Below are 16,315 nucleotides of genomic sequence, written 5' to 3'. Positions count from 1 at the left end.
AAAAAGCTTTTGGCGAGAGTTGCGGCCAAAAGCTTTTTTATATGCTTCATAGGATGAAATTAAATGGCAAAAGATAAGATTACGATCATCTCTATAGACTTTCTGTTGTGATGTTATTTAGAATAGGACACGTACAGAAGCAGAAGCGGTAGTGTTGAGGGGGATAAGAATGAAAAAAGGAAAGCGAAAAGGTGGGGAGGATCCACGTTTTCGAATAGCGAATCGTGAAGCCCTTATAGGGGTTGGGCTTGTATTACTAAATTTTGCGTTATGGTATGGGACTGCTTATGGTTTAGGGTCTAAACCTGTAGAGGACTATCACTACATATGGGGATTGCCTGCATGGTTTTTCTATAGCTGTATCGTTGTAACGCTCTTGGTACTCTTATTAGTCATCCTTTCGGTAAAGTATCTATATAAAGAAGTGCCTCTTGATGAGGAGGAGAACAATTGAACTGGGAAGTCGTTATTCCACTCCTCATTTTTCTAGGTAGTATTTTCGTCGTCGGATTTTATGCATCAAGACATCTCTCTGTTACGTCTAGCTTTCTTCATGAATACTTTCTCGGCAGCCGAGAGCTAGGAGGATTTATTCTTGCGATGACGATGGTCGCAACGTATGGAAGTGCGAGCAGTTTTATCGGAGGTCCTGGCGTAGCGTATGAAATGGGACTAGGCTGGGTGTTACTCGCAATGACGCAGCTGCCGACAGGGTATTTTGTATTATCTGTTCTCGGTAAAAAATTTGCGATCGTCGCAAGAAAAATCAAGGCCGTTACGCTCATCGACTTTTTGAAAGAACGGTATCGAAGTAAAGCAGTGGTGATCCTATCAGCACTCAGCATCATCATCTTCCTATTTTCCGCAATGGCGGCACAATGGGTCGGTGGAGCACGCTTGATCGAATCGTTAACAGGGCTCTCTTATACTGCAGCGCTGTTTATTTTTGCTGTATCCGTCCTTGTCTATGTGATCATTGGTGGCTTTCGTGCTGTCGCGATCACAGATACGATCCAAGGTGTCATCATGTTTTTTGGAACTCTCGTCATCCTTGTGGGGACAGTGATCGCTGGAGGGGGAATCGAAAACATTATGTCAGACCTTTCAGCTGAAAATCCCAATTTGATTTCGCCTTATGGACCTGACCGCTCCTTAACACCGCTTTACGTGTCATCGTTCTGGCTGCTCGTAGGTGTTGGAGTGGTAGGTCTTCCGCAAGTTGCCGTGCGCGCGATGTCTTATAAAAGCTCAAGAGGGATGCACCGCGCTTTAATCATCGGAACAGTGGTTGTTGGATTTATCATGCTCGGCATGCACCTCACTGGTGTTTTTGCGAGAGCCGTTTTACCTGGGATCGAAGTGGGTGATACGGTCATGCCTCGGATTGCAATGGAAGTTCTTCCAGCTTGGGTAGCGGGAATCGTTCTTGCAGCACCGATGGCAGCAATCATGTCAACGGTGGACTCGTTGCTTTTACTCGTAAGCTCTGCAGTGGTGAAAGATGTGTACTTAAACTACGTGAAGCCTGATGCGAGCGATCGAACGATCAAGCGATTTAGTATCGGAGTTACGGCAGTGCTCGGTATTCTCGTATTCCTGATGGCCGTAAACCCTCCTGATCTTCTGATCTGGCTGAACCTTTTCTCTTTTGGCGGCTTAGAAGCAGCCTTTATTTGGCCAGTTGTGATGGGACTATACTGGAAGAAAGGGAATGCGAGCGGAGCGATGGCGTCACTGCTGACGGGTGTAGGGAGCTATATCTTGTTCAACACCTTCTTGCCTAATGCGTTTGGCATGCATACGGTTGTACTGCCAGTCTTAATCTCATTTGTGTCATATGTGCTCGTAAGCTTATTAACAGTGAAGCGGCACGAAGAAACGCAGGCTCTCGTGTTAGAGAACATGTGGAAAGCGTAAAGTAGTCGACAGGTACCTGGTACCTGTCGATTTTTAATACAAACAATTTGATGTTTCTGAAAATTTAGATGTATGATGTGGGAAGAGATAACGATTTGGCAGACTTAATGATGAAGAAGAGTGCATTTACTATAGAAACAGGAGGGAAAGAAATGAAGTTTTCAATTTACCAGATGGACATTATTGCAGGTGATCCAGAAAGAAATCGTCAGAAGGTAAGTGAGTGGGTAGAGAAAGAGATAGCGAGAGTAAATCCTGACACGATTGTTCTTCCAGAGATGTGGACAACCGCTTATACGCTTTCGGACCTTAACCTCTATGCAGATGAAAATGCTGAACCGACGAAGGGGTTTTTAAGTGAATTAGCTGTGAAGCATGATATTAACATCATCGGAGGCTCCGTTGCGAACAAAATCGAAGGCAAATTTTATAACTCCTCATTGATCGTTAATCGAAAAGGCGAGCTTGTATATCAGTACGATAAAGTTCATCTTGTTCCGATGTTAAATGAGCCAGCATATCTTTCAGGAGGCACAAAAGCTCCAACAATCTTTGAACTTGATGGAATCAAGATGGGAGTTATAATCTGTTATGATCTTCGCTTCCCTGAAATCATTCGCACCCTTGCTTTAGAAGGTGCTCAAGTTCTCCATGTTGTAGCCGAGTGGCCGCTTGCTAGACGCTCTCATTGGCGTACGCTGCAGCTTGCAAGAGCAATTGAGAATCAGATGTATGTTGTTTCTTGTAACCGAGTTGGCAGCTATGATGGCGTTGAATTTGCAGGAACTTCGATGGCGATCGACCCGTGGGGGGATGTTCTTGAAGAAGGTGAAGTAGAGGAAGAAAAATCTCTATCAGTTTCATTAGATCTAGAAAAAGTGAAGCAGGTTCGAAAGGACGTCCCTATTTTTGATAGCAGAGTACCTCACCTTTATAAACATAAATAAGAGTGAGAAGTAAGCCCTGAAGAGGTTCTCAAGTCACGATGACCAATGACCCATGCTCTTCACACCACACCCTGTGGTAAAATGAGTGTAACAGCTGTAAAGCAGGGTGGGCGGTGGTACCCCAAGAACGAAAGGGGGTGCTGCCTATAATGATGACCACATACGAGGCATTGGTGTTGATGATTAGCTTTGCTTCTCTTGTGATCACGATTATTACGGTTTCAGGTAATAATAAAAAGAAGTAACCCACCCTGCCCCGGCCAAGGTTTAAGGTGAGTTACTTCATTCATTTGCCTTTTGAGCCGCCGCTCTTCTTGCGGAGCAGCTGTATGGACGCTGGTGTTGACGCACCAGCGTTCTTTTTTTACGTTATGATATCTACTCCTATTATATGCACTTCTCATCGATATGGCAAGGTGGAATGGTGCCTGGAATGGTGCCTGGTACCACCCGGATTTGCTCATAATTTGTCGAACGTGATTAGAGTTAGACGTAATATCAAATGGAGAGCTAAAATATCCAACAAAGTGTAAAATGTAAGGCTATTCTTGCTTTGCTATAGTGGACTAAAACCAATGAAAGTGGTGAGGTTATGTCCATTAACCGCTCACGTCTACGACGTCATTTAGAAGAACTTGCAGAGATTGGGAAGATCGGAGATACAGGCGTTTGCCGCCTCGCACATTCGAAAGAAGATCGGCAGGCAGTGGATGTCGTAAAGGGTTGGATGGAGGAGGCTGGGTTATCAGCTAAAATCGATGGTTTCGGAAATTTGATAGGAAGAATGGAAGGAGAAAATCATGAGCTTCCTATATTAATGCTTGGCTCACATATTGATTCTCAGCCGTATGGAGGAAGGTTTGATGGAACAGCCGGAGCGCTAGGTGCTATCGAAGTCATTCACACGATGAAAGATAATGGGATTAAGCCGAAGCGAACGATCGAAGTGATCTGCTTTTCTGATGAAGAAGGCTCAAGATTTAATAAAGGTGTTTTCGGTGTTCGTGCACTTGTTGGCATGCTTGAAGAAGGAGAACTTGAGCGCGAGGACAAAAGCGGTGTCTCAAGGAGAGAAGCTTTGAAAGAGTTCGGTGTAGAAACTGATCTGAAAGAGAGTCCTGTTTATCAAAAAGGTGACATCGAGGCGTTCCTAGAACTTCATATTGAGCAGGGTCCTGTCCTCGAATCAAAAAATAAGCCGGTCGGCATCGTTTCTGGTATTTCAGGGCCGATCTGGCTCACAGTTACGCTCGAAGGTTTTGCTGGTCACGCTGGATCTGTTCCAATGAATTTAAGAAAAGATGCGATGGTAGGGGCAAGTGAAATCATTTCTAAATTTGATCGGATGGTTAAAGAGAAAGGAAAAGATACGACGGTTGGAACCGTTGGGAGTGTACAGGTTTTTCCTAACTCTCGAAACATCATCCCTGAAAAAGTAGAATTTACGATCGACTTACGCGATATCGACCTTGAGCACCGCACGAAGCTTGAACAAGAGCTATATACCATTATTGAAGATACGTCGACTGCCAATGAGCTTTCGTATAGCATAAGAGAAGATACAAAAAGTAATCCAAGGTATTGTGCGGACTGGATTAAAGAAATTATGGCAGAGGAAGATGAAAAGCTTGATCTCGATTCGCCTGTTCTAATGAGTGGACCGTTTCATGATGCACTTTTCATGTCCTATATAAGTGACTACGGCATGATCTTCGTTCGATGTGAGAAAGGCATCAGTCACAATCCGCTTGAGTTTGCAGAAATGGATGATATCGAGAAAGGAGTGAACCTCCTTTATAAGACGGCATTAAGGATTGCAGAGAAAACCGGGTGACAGGCCCGGTTTTTGTCATATCATCTGTGTGCAACAGGTATGAAGAGGGTATATGCTGAACATAAAGTAGTTAGAGATCCTTAAAGGAGTGCAAATCACAAATGAAACGGAAAATATATATAACAAGGAAATTACCAGAACCGATCGTTCAGCGTTTAAGCGAGACATGTGAGGTGCGAATGTGGGAAGAGGACGAAAAGCCTGTACCGAGAGAGGTGCTTGAGGAGGAGATCGAAGATGTCGAAGGGCTCTTTTGTTTACTCACAGAACAAATCGATGCATCACTCTTAGATAAGGCAGACAAGCTGAAAGTAGTTTCAAATATGGCTGTAGGCTATAACAACATTGATGTTGAAGCTGCGAAGGAACGTAACGTTATCGTAACAAATACACCAGGTGTGCTGACAGAAACGACTGCAGACCTCACCTTCTCTTTGTTGATGGCGACAGCTAGGAGAATTCCAGAGGCTTCTGAGTACTTACGGAACGGAAATTGGAACACATGGTCTCCGATGCAGCTAACCGGACAGGATATTCATGGAGCGACACTAGGTATTATTGGGCTTGGGAGAATAGGGGAGGCTGTTGCGAAACGCGCTCAAGGGTTTGATATGAAGGTACTCTACCACAATCGAAGTCGTAATCATGAGGCTGAAGGAAGGCTTGATCTTCACTTTACAGAGCTAAACACCTTGTTACGTGAAAGTGATTATGTTTGTGTGTTAACGCCTTTCACGCCTGAGACAAACAACCTGATCGATACTAAACAACTAGATCTTATGAAGAAAAGTGCGATTATCATTAATTCAGCAAGAGGAGGGATCGTAAACGAAAAGGCACTGTACAAAGCGTTAAAAGAACAGTCGATCTGGGCAGCGGGACTAGATGTGTTCGAGGAAGAGCCGGTACGCTTAGATCACCCTCTCCTTACGCTTCCAAACGTTGTTACACTGCCGCATATAGGGAGTGCAAGCATAAAAACGAGAATGAAGATGGCGAATCTTGCAGCAACCAATTTGCTTGCTGTTCTTGAAGGAGAAGAGCCTCCGAACAAGGTCGGGTGACAGGCACCACTCGAACTAGCTCGAACGGTGTCGGAGAGTTTATGTTGACGTTTATTGTGAGAGCGAAGTAATCTGAATCTAATACGAAAGGAGGGATCCATTGAACCACCACTAATCACGAAGGAGAGAAGAAAGTGAGAAGCAAGCATCATCCCCGTTCCACCTTTACCCTCAATCGAACAACCAACGTTCCATCCCCATGGTAAGGAAACGCAGAGTTTGGCTTCCCAATCACTTTTATCACATCGTAAGTAGAGGAAACCGTAAGGAGGTATTGTTTCAAGACGATAAAGATTACCGTGTTTTTTTCTATATCCTCGAAGAAGTCTTCGAATCCCACCCTTTTGAAATTTCTTCATACTGTTTACTCAGCAATCATTATCACCTTCAGCTTCGGTCAAAGCATGTTCCTGTTTCCAAAATCATGGCTTTGATCAACAAACGTTATGCGACTTATTTTAATTTGCGTTATGAATTGACGGGGCATGTTTTTGAAAAGCGATATTTTGGCGAGATCCTAGAAACGAATGGCGATATGTTGGAGGTGAGTCGATATATCCATTTAAATCCTGTTAAAGCGGGCATTTGTATTCGCCCTGAAGATTACCGCTGGTCAAGCTATCGCTATTACTACAATAGTTATCGGGCCATTCCTTATCTCAAAACTTCCGTCCTATTAGAAGGGTATCCAGGAACAGTAAGGGAGAAAAGAGCTGAGTATCGTAACTATGTGAATGTGTTACGAAAAGATCTACTAAATCCTACTTTATAACAGGCATAAACTTCAGATTCCGAGTGAGGTGCCTTTTTAAGCACCTCACTCACTATTAAACAAACGTTTGATTGACCAAGGAATTAGTTGTAATTCCACAATATCCGATACTTCCCATCCTCTTTTACTATGATGACCTCTTGCACGATGTTAAACTTTCCAAAATCGTTATTAAAGGTTTGTGTGACCGTTGTTACGTAGACTTTTTTTAGCACAAGCCCGCTTCCAGGCGTCTTCCAGTTTTTCTTTGCTTTCATTTTACTAACTTTAAACGTAAATGACTTAGAGAATGTATCTTGTGTTAAAAACTGAGCGCGCAATTTGCTATATTGCTCGTCTGAAAAGCGGTTCTTCATTTCGGAATGGAATAAATTCCAGGATTGAGTGTAGTTCCCTTGTTGCTCATATTTATAAAATTCCCTTACAGCATCGGCAGCTCTCGCTCTCGGTTGCTGCAGAATCCATATCGTTACGCTTCCACCTAATAATAAAATAATAATGACGATGATTAAGAACTTTGCGCCTCCACCAGGCTGACGGCGAGTTTTGAAGTGCGACAAGGTAGTTACCCTCCTTGAGGCTTGACTAATAAAGTGTATGAGCTACTTGAGTTGTCCCATTCAAAGTAGTTTCTCTTTTCTGATTATTTAACCATCTAATCATTAATTAAGGTTATACTAGAAGGTGAATAGTAAAAAAGTAGGATGCAGGGGGAGAGTAAGGTGAACTGTAAACGACTGGTGGGAATACTTTTTCTTTCATTTATTGTTGGATGTGAGTATATCGAATCCTCTCCTAATTCACAAATGGTTTCTAGTGCGGAAGAAACTAAGAAGTTTGAAGTGAGCGAGGTTTCTGATCAAGAGCGACTATGGAGTCTAATTACTTCTGAAGGTAATAGCGATTTACTAAACGAAGTGGCTTCTTTAATAGAAGGTGGTGTCGATCCGAATCAAAAGAACAGCGATGGACAAACCCCTTTGGGTTATGCGGTAGAAAAAGCGGATAACAATCTTGTGCAAGTGTTAATACAGTCAGGAGCTGGAAATACGAGTCACGCTCTTGATGAACTTTTAGAGGTGGCTGCAGCCAAACAACATTATGAAATTATAGATACCTTGTTGAAGAGTGGAGCGCACTTCGAAGTTGGGAATGAAGCGAAGCTGATTCAGGCTGTTGAAGAGACTGATCGTGAGTTGATTCGCATTCTTTTACATAATGGGTATAATCCTAATCAGCTCGTAACGAGTGAGGGCAAAGACACCACTCTCCTTAACCATGCGATTAAGGGAGGAGACGAATCGTTAATAACGATGCTTCTTAATGCTGGAGCAAATCCTAACTTTGCTGTTGAAGACGGGGATAACGCTTTATCTATCGCAGTTGCAGAAAGATCTGCGGACTTGTTAACGATGTTACTAGCCAAGGGCGGAGACCCAAATAGTGTCATTCAAGACCAATCCTTACTACATAAAGCGATCGAAAGGAATCAAGCAGAATTAGTAGAAGTGCTTCTTAGTTATGGAGCATTCGCTAAGTCTGATGAGGAAAGAGAAGAAGTAATGAAGCTAGCTGGAGAGAATAAAGAAATCGAGGAACTCCTTGTCAATTACGGGTGGTGAGTGGTGCCTGGCACCACCCGTTTTTTCTGTTATTATGTCGAAAGGTTAGTCGATGTTTTCGATTCCCTCGTTTTCTGGGTTATAGCGAACGCCATTCCGTAAGCCTACAAAGAAGGTGATCTTTTCGTCTTTGTTTCCGTAACCTTCGACTTTTATGATTTGTTCTGGAATGTCTGCTGGAAGCGTCACGGTGTCGCTAGCTAGCGTCTTTGATTTCAGCTGCTTTTGTTTGCTGTTTACGTAGTATGTCACAACGTATTCAAATGAAACGCTCTCTGCATTGGTTACCTCAAAAGACAACTGTGCAGGTCCATTATAAATGAATGTCGTATCACCTATATCAGCCAGTGGTAAGATGGTTGGCTTCGTCTCTTCGTGGCAACTATTGTATGTATATCCTTCCGTGCAATAATCTGTACTGATTTTTTTTGAGTCGTTTTGAAGCGTGACTTCCGCCACAGGTGGCCCGCTTTCCTCTATACGATCGACTGTTGTTTCCTGCGCGTAGATTTCAATCAAAATGGGCATGTAAGCAGTCCCTAATATGACAACTGGTACGAGCGGCAATAGAAGGGCACTCTTTTTATGACGTCCGTCATGGTAAATCAATTCATCGTATATAAAATAAATACACGCGATGCCGAGCGGGAAAAGTTGAAGAAAGCCGCCGTCCCCTTGAAAGAGGTATCCGTTAAAAAGGAGTATTCCCGCAATATAGGCGGGGATAATATGGATCATTAAATTTACCCAAAAGCGGAACGGAACTAGATTCCTAGTAATGAAACCAGCCAATATATTCACTGGAGTACCGATCATCAGCATGATGGGGACACCGTAAAAGGTGAACAAAAAGGTTGTAGCCACTCCATCAGAGTGGAAGAATCCAGTTATAACTAAGAACAATATGTAAGTAATGACTGTTAATCCAGTGATCAAGGCTTTCTTTTTTAGCATATAAAACACGCATCCTTTCAGAAATCACGTAACCAATATTTAGGAGCGGTTTCAGTATATCACAGTTGAATCACTTTATGTGAAATATTGAGCAAGTGAGTGTGAAAAAGTGAAGAGGCTAGATGTGCTTTCTTGAGAGAGCAATTATCCTAGTAGGAGACGAAAAAGAATTCGCTGTTAAAACCAACTAAAAAAAGCCCAGCACAAGCGAACTCATGCCGGACTTTATTAAACGAATAGAATGATCAATCAATCTTCATCCTCTTCATTCTCATCATCATCTTCAACTTCATCTTCATCATCCTCAAAATCATCCATAACATCTTCCAAACGGTCTGGATAATTCGTAAACATTCCAGTTACTCCCCAGTCAAGTAGGCGTTTCATGTCTTCTTTTTCATTGACTGTGTAAGGGTGAATCAGTAAGCCAGATTCTCTTACTTTCTCAACGTATTCTTGATCAATTTTTGTGTATGACATTCCTATACCAACAGTGTATCGGCTGAGTTCTGCTAGCTCTTGCTCCGTAATCGTAGCTGGCGTTTTATAAGAAATTAGCTGTACTAACGGCATGTCAGGTGCAAGGTCATGCATTTTTAATAGACTCGCTTTACTGAAGGATTGCACGAGAACTTTTCCGCGTTCCTCATATTTTGGAGTAAGCTCATACTTTTCTAGTACACGAAGCAATTCTTTTTCCATGCCTGGATAGACTTCAGGGGATTTCGTTTCGATATAGTAGTGAGAGTCGTTTCCAAACGTCTGGATCACTTCCTCAAGCGTTGGAACTTCAAGACCTTGGTAAGCACGTTTCGCCTTCTCAGGATTTTCTTCGTTAAACCAGCTTCCTGCATCAAGTTTCTTTAATTCTTCAAGCGTATAATCTTTTACAAGACCTGTTCCGTCAGTCGTGCGATCAACACGTTCATCGTGCATCGCAACAAGGACACCATCTTTTGTCATCTGTAGATCGATTTCAATGTAATCGCCATTCATTCGTTCACCAAGCTTGTATGAAGGGATTGTATGTTCAGGTGCATGACCTGAAGCCCCTCTGTGAGCTACGTTTAATCGTTTATTTGGATCTAGAAGGGATGCTTCTTCCTCCGCCGATACGATTGTACCAGGAATCATGCTAGCTACTAATAGTAGACTAAGAGACAGTATTGCTAAATTAAATAGACGCTTCAATCTAATCATCCTCCTAAGTGCTCAATGTAAATGGTTCTTTACAAAACGCCTTACCGCAGGGCACGGAGGGCTGTTTTGAACAACAGGAATTTAGCACAGACACCTGATCCGCACAACAGAATCTATGTGAAATGGTTAGATCGAATCATGTTTCATAGATAAATATGGAATTATGCAGGTGGATGGTAATGGCTTTTTAAGTAAGGTGGGTAGACCAAACCTCTCAAAAAAATTAATAATTCCTTCACAAACCTAGTGGTAAAACGGGTGTATTAGTGAGAAAATAGCAAATATTGTGCATTTGTCTCTCTCTTAATTAAGCTGTGTGATAGGATAATGATGAAAAGACCTATATTTTGGAAAGGGGAAATCTATATGAAATTCGATTTTCATACGCACCATGAACGCTGCGGTCATGCAGAGGCAACGATTGAGGATTACATACAAGCTGCGATAAAAAATGATCTGCAGATGATCGGTATCTCTGATCATTCACCTTTTTTTGCGAGTGAGGAAGATCGAGCGAAGCCGCGTATTGCGATGGCGAAAAGTGAATTTTCTTCTTACGTTGAAGAAGTGTTGAATCTAAAAGAAAAGTACAGCGGTAAAATAGACGTGTTGTTAGGTGTGGAATCAGATTTCTTCCGAGAGCATTATTCGTTATATAAGAGCATTTATGATCAATACCCGTTTGATTACATCATCGGATCTGTTCACTACAGTAACGAGGTCAATATTTTTGATAAAAAGCGTTGGGAAAACGTTACGGAAGAGGACGTTAGAAAAGAAAAGGAGCATTACTATCAACTGATCGTTGAATCTGCAGAAAGTGGTGTGTTCGATATTCTTGGACATATCGATGCGATGAAGGGCTTTTATCCAGACTTCACAAACGTTCATACTCCTGAAGTGGAAAAAGCGTTGAAGCGACTTGGCGAAGTAGATGCAACGATCGAAGTGAATACTTCTGGTAAGCATAAAGACTGTGGGGGCTGGTATCCAGCTAACGATATGTTAGAGATGGCACATCACTACGGGGTAGGCGTTACGTTTGGTTCAGATGCGCACTGGCCTGATCGTGTTGGAGAAGAATTTGAAGAAGTTCGAGCAACACTGAAAGAGATTGGATTTAAGAACTGGACGATTTTTAAGGAGCGTAAGAAGCAGCTCGTCGAACTATAAGAGAAAGGGATCAGGTTGGTGTAGTCCAACCTGATCCCTTTAATTTATCCGCCTATCGTTTTACGAATACCGAGAACTTTTTCAAGTTCTGATCGCTTTTGATTTTCAACAAGGATGTAAAGAACATCGTTTACTTGCACCTTCGTTTCACCAGAAGGCGCAATCAGTTCATCTGCTCGAATGATCGCACTCACCAGAACCTTTTCTGGAAAAGAAATGTTTGATAGCTCTCGTCCAACGAGATTTGAAGACGATGTGATGGTGTAAGGAATCATCTCTGCGTTTACCGTGGTCGATGAAACAAGCTCAAGTGAATGAGATGGAACATGAACTTCTGGTCCTGTAAGACCAAGACGCTTTGCGATAAAAGGAATGGTAGTTCCCTGAAACAAGGCTGACGTCAATACGATTGAAAAAATGAGGTTAAAGAACAGCTGACTGTTTTCGAGACCAGCCAACAATGGGAACGTTGCGAGTACGATCGGAACAGCTCCTCTTAAGCCAGCCCACGAGAGAAACACTTTTTCTTTTAAATTGAATTTAAAAGGAATACTTGATATAAAAACGGCAACTGGCCGTGCGATGAAAATGAGTATAGCTGATAATGCTAGTCCTTTTAATACGATCCATGTAGAGAATAACTCAGCAGGAAAGACGAGGAGACCAAGCATGATAAACATGAGGATCTGCATCAACCAAGCGATGCCATCATGGAAACGGAAGATCGACTGACCATATGGAAGACTCTTCGTATTCCCGAGTACCAGTGCAGCTGCGTAAACAGCTAAAAGCCCGCTTGCATTGATGAGGTCTGTCACGCTGTATGTAAACAGAGCGATGGCGATGGAGAACACAGGGTATAAACCGTTCGAACCAAGGTCGATATTCTTCATGGCCCAGGATGCTGCGTATCCTAGGAGAACTCCTAATATGAGTCCAACACCCATCTGCCAGAAGAAGGAAAGAACGACTGAAGCTCCGATCGTTTTTTCTCCAATCGCCACTTGAAGAAGAGAAAGTGTTAAGAACATTGCCATCGGATCATTCGATCCAGACTCCGCCTCGAGTGTTGATTGAAGTTTAGTCTTAATATTTTTTCCTTTCAATACAGAGAACACAGCAGCCGCATCTGTAGAACCAACGATTGCACCTAAAAGAAGCGCTTCGTTCCACGTGACATCGAGAAGCAGCTTTGCTGCCACCCCGAAGAGACCTGCTGTGATCAGAACGCCTATCGTTGCGAGCGATAACGAAATAGGGAGGACTGCTTTTGTTCTACGCCATTCAGTCTGAAGACCACCATCGAACAAAATGAGGACAAGTGCGAGGATTCCCAATGATTGCGTTAATGAAGCGTTATCGAAATAGATGAACCCAAACCCGTCACTTCCAAAGAGCATTCCGACGATTATGAAAAGAACAAGAGCTGGCACACCTACTCGTGATGAGAACTTCGCCATCATCACGCCACCTATTAAAAATAACGCACTAAATAATATGACCATATCTGTTTGCATTTTGTTGCCCCTTCTATCATTCACATCAAACGTATGCGCTGATCTTATTAAGTGTTTCACTTAATGAAGACCGTATACCGTACTTCGTGATTTGACTAAATTTTATCATATTAGAGGGTCAGTCACTAATATTTTGAATTGTTTACTATGGGTGGGAAGTCCCTATTCTAGCCACAGCGCTTAAATAATCAGAAAATTCATTGAAATAAAAGTCGCGTTACGTTACACTGACGTTATAAAATACAAAATACTGTATATTGAGGTGGAGACGTTGGACGGCAAGTGGGAGAAATTATACAACAAGAATGGTCTGGCAGCGAGGAGAATTGCTGGAAGATTGTTATCCATCGAGCCAGGAAGCAGAATTCCTCGGGTCAGTGATTTCGTTACAGAAACATCTCTTGGAAGGGGGACGATTCAAGGAGCATTTCGATTACTACAAGAGATAGGGGCGATCGAACTAGAAGCAAGAGGGCACCTCGGGACATTTCTGGTTAAGACGAACAAGAAATTGCTTTGGGAAGTTGCGGGTCTTGGCGCTGTTATGGGTGCGATGCCGCTACCATATTCACGAAAATATGAAGGGTTAGCAACAGGGCTCGTGCAAGTGTTTGAGGATATGAAAATCCCTTTTAATTTGGCATTCATGAGAGGGTCATCGAATAGAATCGACGCACTGAAGGAAGGCAGGTATGATTTTGTAATCGTGTCACGCCTTGCAGCGGAGTTTGCGATTGAAGAAACAAACGCTGTTGAAATCGTGAAATCCTTCGGGAATTATTCCTATGTTTCTGGTCATGAAATTCTATTTGCAGATCGCAAGGTTACTGAAATCAAACCTGGGATGAGAGTTGGGATCGACTACTCTTCAGCGGACCAGCATATGATGACGCAATATGAAGTCGAAGGGTTAGATGTTGAGCTCGTCGAAGTGAATTATATGCAGTTGATGGAGATGCTCAAAAACCACGAGATCGATGCTGCTGTATGGAATAAAGATGAAACTGCACTCTCTGAAGGCTTTGGAAAAGGAGCTTTTCGCTCACAAAAAGCTGTTGAGATCAGTAGAAAAGTAAACGAGGCTTGCTTGCTCCTACACCGAGATCGAAGCGAACTTCATGAGTTTTTAAGTGAGCTTTCATTGAGTAATGTTATTCGCATTCAACAGCAGGTTGAAGATAGAAAACGTTATCCAAGGTATTAAGAGTAGAACGTCACTTAATCACGGAACGAATATACTAAATCTTGTATATTGGAGGTTATATGCATTGACGACGATTAATGAGCGACTCAACATTCTAGAAGAGGGAAAAGTGATAAGCCCTGAAGCGGCTCTGATAGCGGAAAAAGCTGTACAACGGTTAATAAGTAAGTCTACTGATCTTCCTCAGAACAAGCTTGAAATGCTTGTGACGCATCTTGCCACAGCGCTCACCCGAATGTCTAGAGGAGAAAAGATCGATCAACCGCCTGAGGTATTAGTTTCAGAGGTGGACAAAAATGAGCACGTGCAGTCGGCTTTAGATGAAATCAAGTGGGTGGAAACAGTTTGGGGGGAAAAGCTTCCTCCAGCAGAAATCGCATTTTTAAAGATTCACTATGTATCTATTTTTCAAGAATTGAAGGAGGATCAATCGCAATGAAAATTGTAATCGGTGGTCAAGTTGATAAAAAAGAGGTAGAAGCACTCGTAAAAGAGTATGGACCAGAAGGAGTCGAGACATCGATCAAATCGGATGTTGAAGCTGCGATGGCTGTAAAGACAGGGCAAGCAGATTATTACGTTGGAGCATGTCATACGGGTGGTGGCGGCGCGTTAGCCATGGCGATCGCGATCGTAGGGAAGCCACAGTGCGAGACAGTATCTATGCCGGGACGTAAGCCAAATGAGGAGAAGATCAATGAAGCTGTAAAAGCAGGGAAGAAAGCTTTCGGTTTTACATCAGATCACATCGAAACGGCCGTACCTATGATTATGAAGGCGATTAAAGCACGATAATCTGAAAGGAGAATCGCATGATGGAAATGGTGCTCATTATACTGATCGGTGCGATGGCGGCGGTTTTGGCGAATTTGAACCTGGCTGTTTTCAATGATGGCCTGCGGCCGATCGTACCAGAAAACACGGAAGGTCGTATGGGGCGTAAAGAGCTCGGTGTCACGGCATTTGCGATGAGTTTTGGACTCGTTATCGGATTTGGTATTCCATTTACGATCACAGCAAGCATTATTTTGATACATAGTATTCTCCTCGGAACAGACATCATTGGGTTGATGACACCAAGAAACAAGTGGGGAACACCAGTGGCTGCAGTTATTGGTGGTGCCTATGGTGCAGGGTTATTAGTAGGGTTAGAAGGATTTGTAGCACTCTTTGAAAAACTGCCTCTGAACTTTCTCGATGCGATGGGGCAGGTAGGATCACCCGTAGTCGTAACGTTCATGGCATTCCCAGCCCTCGCTGTTGCCTTACAGTTTAGTGTAAAAAAAGGTGTACTCACGTTTATCGTTTCGGCAATCGTGAGACAGCTAGCCGTTTGGTTAAATGAAAGCGGTGTCTTGGCGTTTGGCGGCACAGCCGTCACGTTGAACCAGGAAGGAATGGCGCTGATCGCAGGTATGATCTTCTTGATCACCTATGCTGTGCGTCAGAAGTCAGATTCAGAAGGAAGTGGGATCGATCTTGCTTCCGTTTTTAGTGAACGTGTGAACCGTATTAAGAAACACGTTGTGTATTTTATGATCATGGGTGGGCTGATCGCTGCAGCTACGAATCTATTGATCATGGCGGGTGATCCGATTTCACTTAATTTAATCGCTGAAGGAAAAGTAACGGACGGTGCGATCGCAGCAGGAGCTCGTGCGCTTGGTTTTATTCCTCTGGTCGCGAGTACCGCGATCGCAACGGGCGTGTATGGTCCCGTCGGATTTACCATTGTTTTTGTCGTAGGCTTACTCGTTCCAAATGTGTGGGTCGCTTTAGTAGCTGGAGCCATTACGATCTTTCTAGAAGTCATGCTACTTAGCAAAGTAGCGCGTTTTCTCGATAAGTATCCAGGTGTTCGCCAGTCGGGTGAAAACATTCGTACGGCGATGACGCGTCTATTAGAAGTGGCACTCTTGATCGGTGGAGCGAATGCGGCGAATGCGATTACACCTGGCCTCGGTTTCTTCATTATCGCTGGTTTTTACTTATTGAATGAAATTGCAGGTCGTCCGATAGTGAGGATGGCAGTTGGCCCAATCGGAGCGATCGCTGTAGGAATTCTAGCAAATATTCTCGTGTTACTTGGTATCATGCAGCTGTAAAAAGGA

Annotated in this window: 17 protein-coding genes; 13 read left to right on the top strand and 4 right to left on the bottom strand. The window is 43.1% G+C overall.

Features of this window, described 5'->3' with window-relative positions:
- Positions 1–169 precede the first annotated feature (169 nt).
- The 7 genes from PFZ69_RS06625 to PFZ69_RS06595 all read left to right on the top strand — a co-directional run bounded on the left by PFZ69_RS06625 (position 170) and on the right by PFZ69_RS06595 (position 6,534).
- The gene (locus tag PFZ69_RS06625) at positions 170–454 is read left to right on the top strand and encodes a YhdT family protein (protein WP_270180219.1); all 285 of its coding nucleotides are present in this window, start codon (positions 170–172) and stop codon (positions 452–454) included.
- The gene (gene panF / locus PFZ69_RS06620; protein ID WP_270180218.1) at positions 451–1,917 is read left to right on the top strand and encodes a sodium/pantothenate symporter; all 1,467 of its coding nucleotides are present in this window, start codon (positions 451–453) and stop codon (positions 1,915–1,917) included. Before PFZ69_RS06625 ends, panF begins: the two co-directional genes overlap by 4 nt.
- A 152-nt stretch (positions 1,918–2,069) precedes the next feature.
- On the top strand, positions 2,070–2,864 hold the full coding sequence (locus PFZ69_RS06615) for a carbon-nitrogen family hydrolase (RefSeq protein WP_270180217.1): 795 nt from the start codon (positions 2,070–2,072) through the stop codon (positions 2,862–2,864).
- A gap of 149 nt (positions 2,865–3,013) precedes the next feature.
- Entirely contained in the window at positions 3,014–3,109 is a 96-nt protein-coding gene (locus PFZ69_RS06610) for a putative holin-like toxin (protein ID WP_270180216.1), read from the top strand.
- Between the two features lie 347 nt (positions 3,110–3,456).
- Positions 3,457–4,698 (top strand): Zn-dependent hydrolase, encoded by a 1,242-nt coding sequence (locus PFZ69_RS06605; RefSeq protein WP_270180215.1) that lies wholly within the window; start codon positions 3,457–3,459, stop codon positions 4,696–4,698.
- A gap of 101 nt (positions 4,699–4,799) precedes the next feature.
- Positions 4,800–5,762, top strand: coding sequence for a 2-hydroxyacid dehydrogenase (locus PFZ69_RS06600; RefSeq protein ID WP_270180214.1), 963 nt, complete (start codon positions 4,800–4,802; stop codon positions 5,760–5,762).
- A gap of 199 nt (positions 5,763–5,961) precedes the next feature.
- On the top strand, positions 5,962–6,534 hold the full coding sequence (locus tag PFZ69_RS06595) for a transposase (protein WP_270180213.1): 573 nt from the start codon (positions 5,962–5,964) through the stop codon (positions 6,532–6,534).
- Positions 6,535–6,617: 83 nt separating this feature from the next.
- On the opposite strand, the gene PFZ69_RS06590 is transcribed toward PFZ69_RS06595, so the two are convergent.
- A complete protein-coding gene (locus tag PFZ69_RS06590) occupies positions 6,618–7,094 on the bottom strand; it encodes a hypothetical protein (RefSeq protein WP_270180212.1) in 477 nt (158 codons plus the stop codon).
- A gap of 162 nt (positions 7,095–7,256) precedes the next feature.
- Here PFZ69_RS06590 and PFZ69_RS06585 point away from each other — a divergent pair, with 162 nt between their 5' ends.
- The gene (locus PFZ69_RS06585; RefSeq protein WP_270180211.1) at positions 7,257–8,156 is read left to right on the top strand and encodes an ankyrin repeat domain-containing protein; all 900 of its coding nucleotides are present in this window, start codon (positions 7,257–7,259) and stop codon (positions 8,154–8,156) included.
- A 45-nt stretch (positions 8,157–8,201) separates the two neighbouring features.
- Here the strand turns inward: PFZ69_RS06585 and PFZ69_RS06580 are convergent, their stop codons facing one another.
- Complete coding sequence (locus PFZ69_RS06580; RefSeq protein WP_270180210.1) at positions 8,202–9,110, bottom strand: hypothetical protein; 909 nt, start codon at positions 9,108–9,110, stop codon at positions 8,202–8,204.
- Positions 9,111–9,359: 249 nt separating this feature from the next.
- Positions 9,360–10,301: a glycerophosphodiester phosphodiesterase gene (locus PFZ69_RS06575; RefSeq protein WP_442865113.1), complete on the bottom strand. Its 942-nt coding sequence runs from the start codon at positions 10,299–10,301 to the stop codon at positions 9,360–9,362.
- Between the two features lie 375 nt (positions 10,302–10,676).
- On the opposite strand from PFZ69_RS06575, the gene PFZ69_RS06570 reads away from it, so the two are divergent.
- A complete protein-coding gene (locus PFZ69_RS06570) occupies positions 10,677–11,483 on the top strand; it encodes a histidinol-phosphatase (RefSeq protein ID WP_270180208.1) in 807 nt (268 codons plus the stop codon).
- 44 nt (positions 11,484–11,527) lie between these two features.
- On the opposite strand, the gene PFZ69_RS06565 is transcribed toward PFZ69_RS06570, so the two are convergent.
- Positions 11,528–13,000 carry a potassium/proton antiporter gene (locus tag PFZ69_RS06565; protein WP_270180207.1) on the bottom strand — a complete coding sequence of 491 codons (1,473 nt, stop codon included), beginning with the start codon at positions 12,998–13,000 and terminating at the stop codon, positions 11,528–11,530.
- 271 nt (positions 13,001–13,271) lie between these two features.
- Here PFZ69_RS06565 and yhfZ point away from each other — a divergent pair, with 271 nt between their 5' ends.
- The 4 genes from yhfZ to PFZ69_RS06545 all read left to right on the top strand — a co-directional run bounded on the left by yhfZ (position 13,272) and on the right by PFZ69_RS06545 (position 16,309).
- Entirely contained in the window at positions 13,272–14,204 is a 933-nt protein-coding gene (gene yhfZ / locus PFZ69_RS06560; RefSeq protein WP_270180206.1) for a GntR family transcriptional regulator YhfZ, read from the top strand.
- Between the two features lie 64 nt (positions 14,205–14,268).
- On the top strand, positions 14,269–14,643 hold the full coding sequence (locus PFZ69_RS06555; RefSeq protein WP_270180205.1) for a PRD domain-containing protein: 375 nt from the start codon (positions 14,269–14,271) through the stop codon (positions 14,641–14,643).
- Positions 14,640–14,999 (top strand): DUF2620 domain-containing protein, encoded by a 360-nt coding sequence (locus PFZ69_RS06550; protein WP_270180204.1) that lies wholly within the window; start codon positions 14,640–14,642, stop codon positions 14,997–14,999. Before PFZ69_RS06555 ends, PFZ69_RS06550 begins: the two co-directional genes overlap by 4 nt.
- A gap of 17 nt (positions 15,000–15,016) precedes the next feature.
- The gene (locus PFZ69_RS06545) at positions 15,017–16,309 is read left to right on the top strand and encodes a YhfT family protein (RefSeq protein WP_270180203.1); all 1,293 of its coding nucleotides are present in this window, start codon (positions 15,017–15,019) and stop codon (positions 16,307–16,309) included.
- Positions 16,310–16,315: the final 6 nt, after the last annotated feature.

This window comes from Alkalihalobacillus sp. CinArs1 (assembly GCF_947387515.1).
Taxonomy (GTDB): domain Bacteria; phylum Bacillota; class Bacilli; order Bacillales; family Guptibacillaceae; genus Guptibacillus.
The sequence above is the reverse complement of the archived record's forward strand: the minus strand, read 5'-3'. Positions and strand labels throughout refer to the sequence as shown.

Bases quoted from the DNA above. Each gene is read 5' to 3' on its own strand.
- PFZ69_RS06625 (WP_270180219.1), top strand. From the start codon at position 170: ATGAAAAAAGGAAAGCGAAAAGGTGGGGAGGATCCACGTTTTCGAATA.
- PFZ69_RS06615 (WP_270180217.1), top strand. From the start codon at position 2,070: ATGAAGTTTTCAATTTACCAGATGGACATTATTGCAGGTGATCCAGAA.
- PFZ69_RS06610 (WP_270180216.1), top strand. From the start codon at position 3,014: ATGATGACCACATACGAGGCATTGGTGTTGATGATTAGCTTTGCTTCT.
- PFZ69_RS06605 (WP_270180215.1), top strand. From the start codon at position 3,457: ATGTCCATTAACCGCTCACGTCTACGACGTCATTTAGAAGAACTTGCA.
- PFZ69_RS06600 (WP_270180214.1), top strand. From the start codon at position 4,800: ATGAAACGGAAAATATATATAACAAGGAAATTACCAGAACCGATCGTT.
- PFZ69_RS06595 (WP_270180213.1), top strand. From the start codon at position 5,962: ATGGTAAGGAAACGCAGAGTTTGGCTTCCCAATCACTTTTATCACATC.
- PFZ69_RS06580 (WP_270180210.1), bottom strand. From the start codon at position 9,110: ATGCTAAAAAAGAAAGCCTTGATCACTGGATTAACAGTCATTACTTAC.
- PFZ69_RS06570 (WP_270180208.1), top strand. From the start codon at position 10,677: ATGAAATTCGATTTTCATACGCACCATGAACGCTGCGGTCATGCAGAG.
- PFZ69_RS06565 (WP_270180207.1), bottom strand. From the start codon at position 13,000: ATGCAAACAGATATGGTCATATTATTTAGTGCGTTATTTTTAATAGGT.
- PFZ69_RS06550 (WP_270180204.1), top strand. From the start codon at position 14,640: ATGAAAATTGTAATCGGTGGTCAAGTTGATAAAAAAGAGGTAGAAGCA.
- PFZ69_RS06545 (WP_270180203.1), top strand. From the start codon at position 15,017: ATGATGGAAATGGTGCTCATTATACTGATCGGTGCGATGGCGGCGGTT.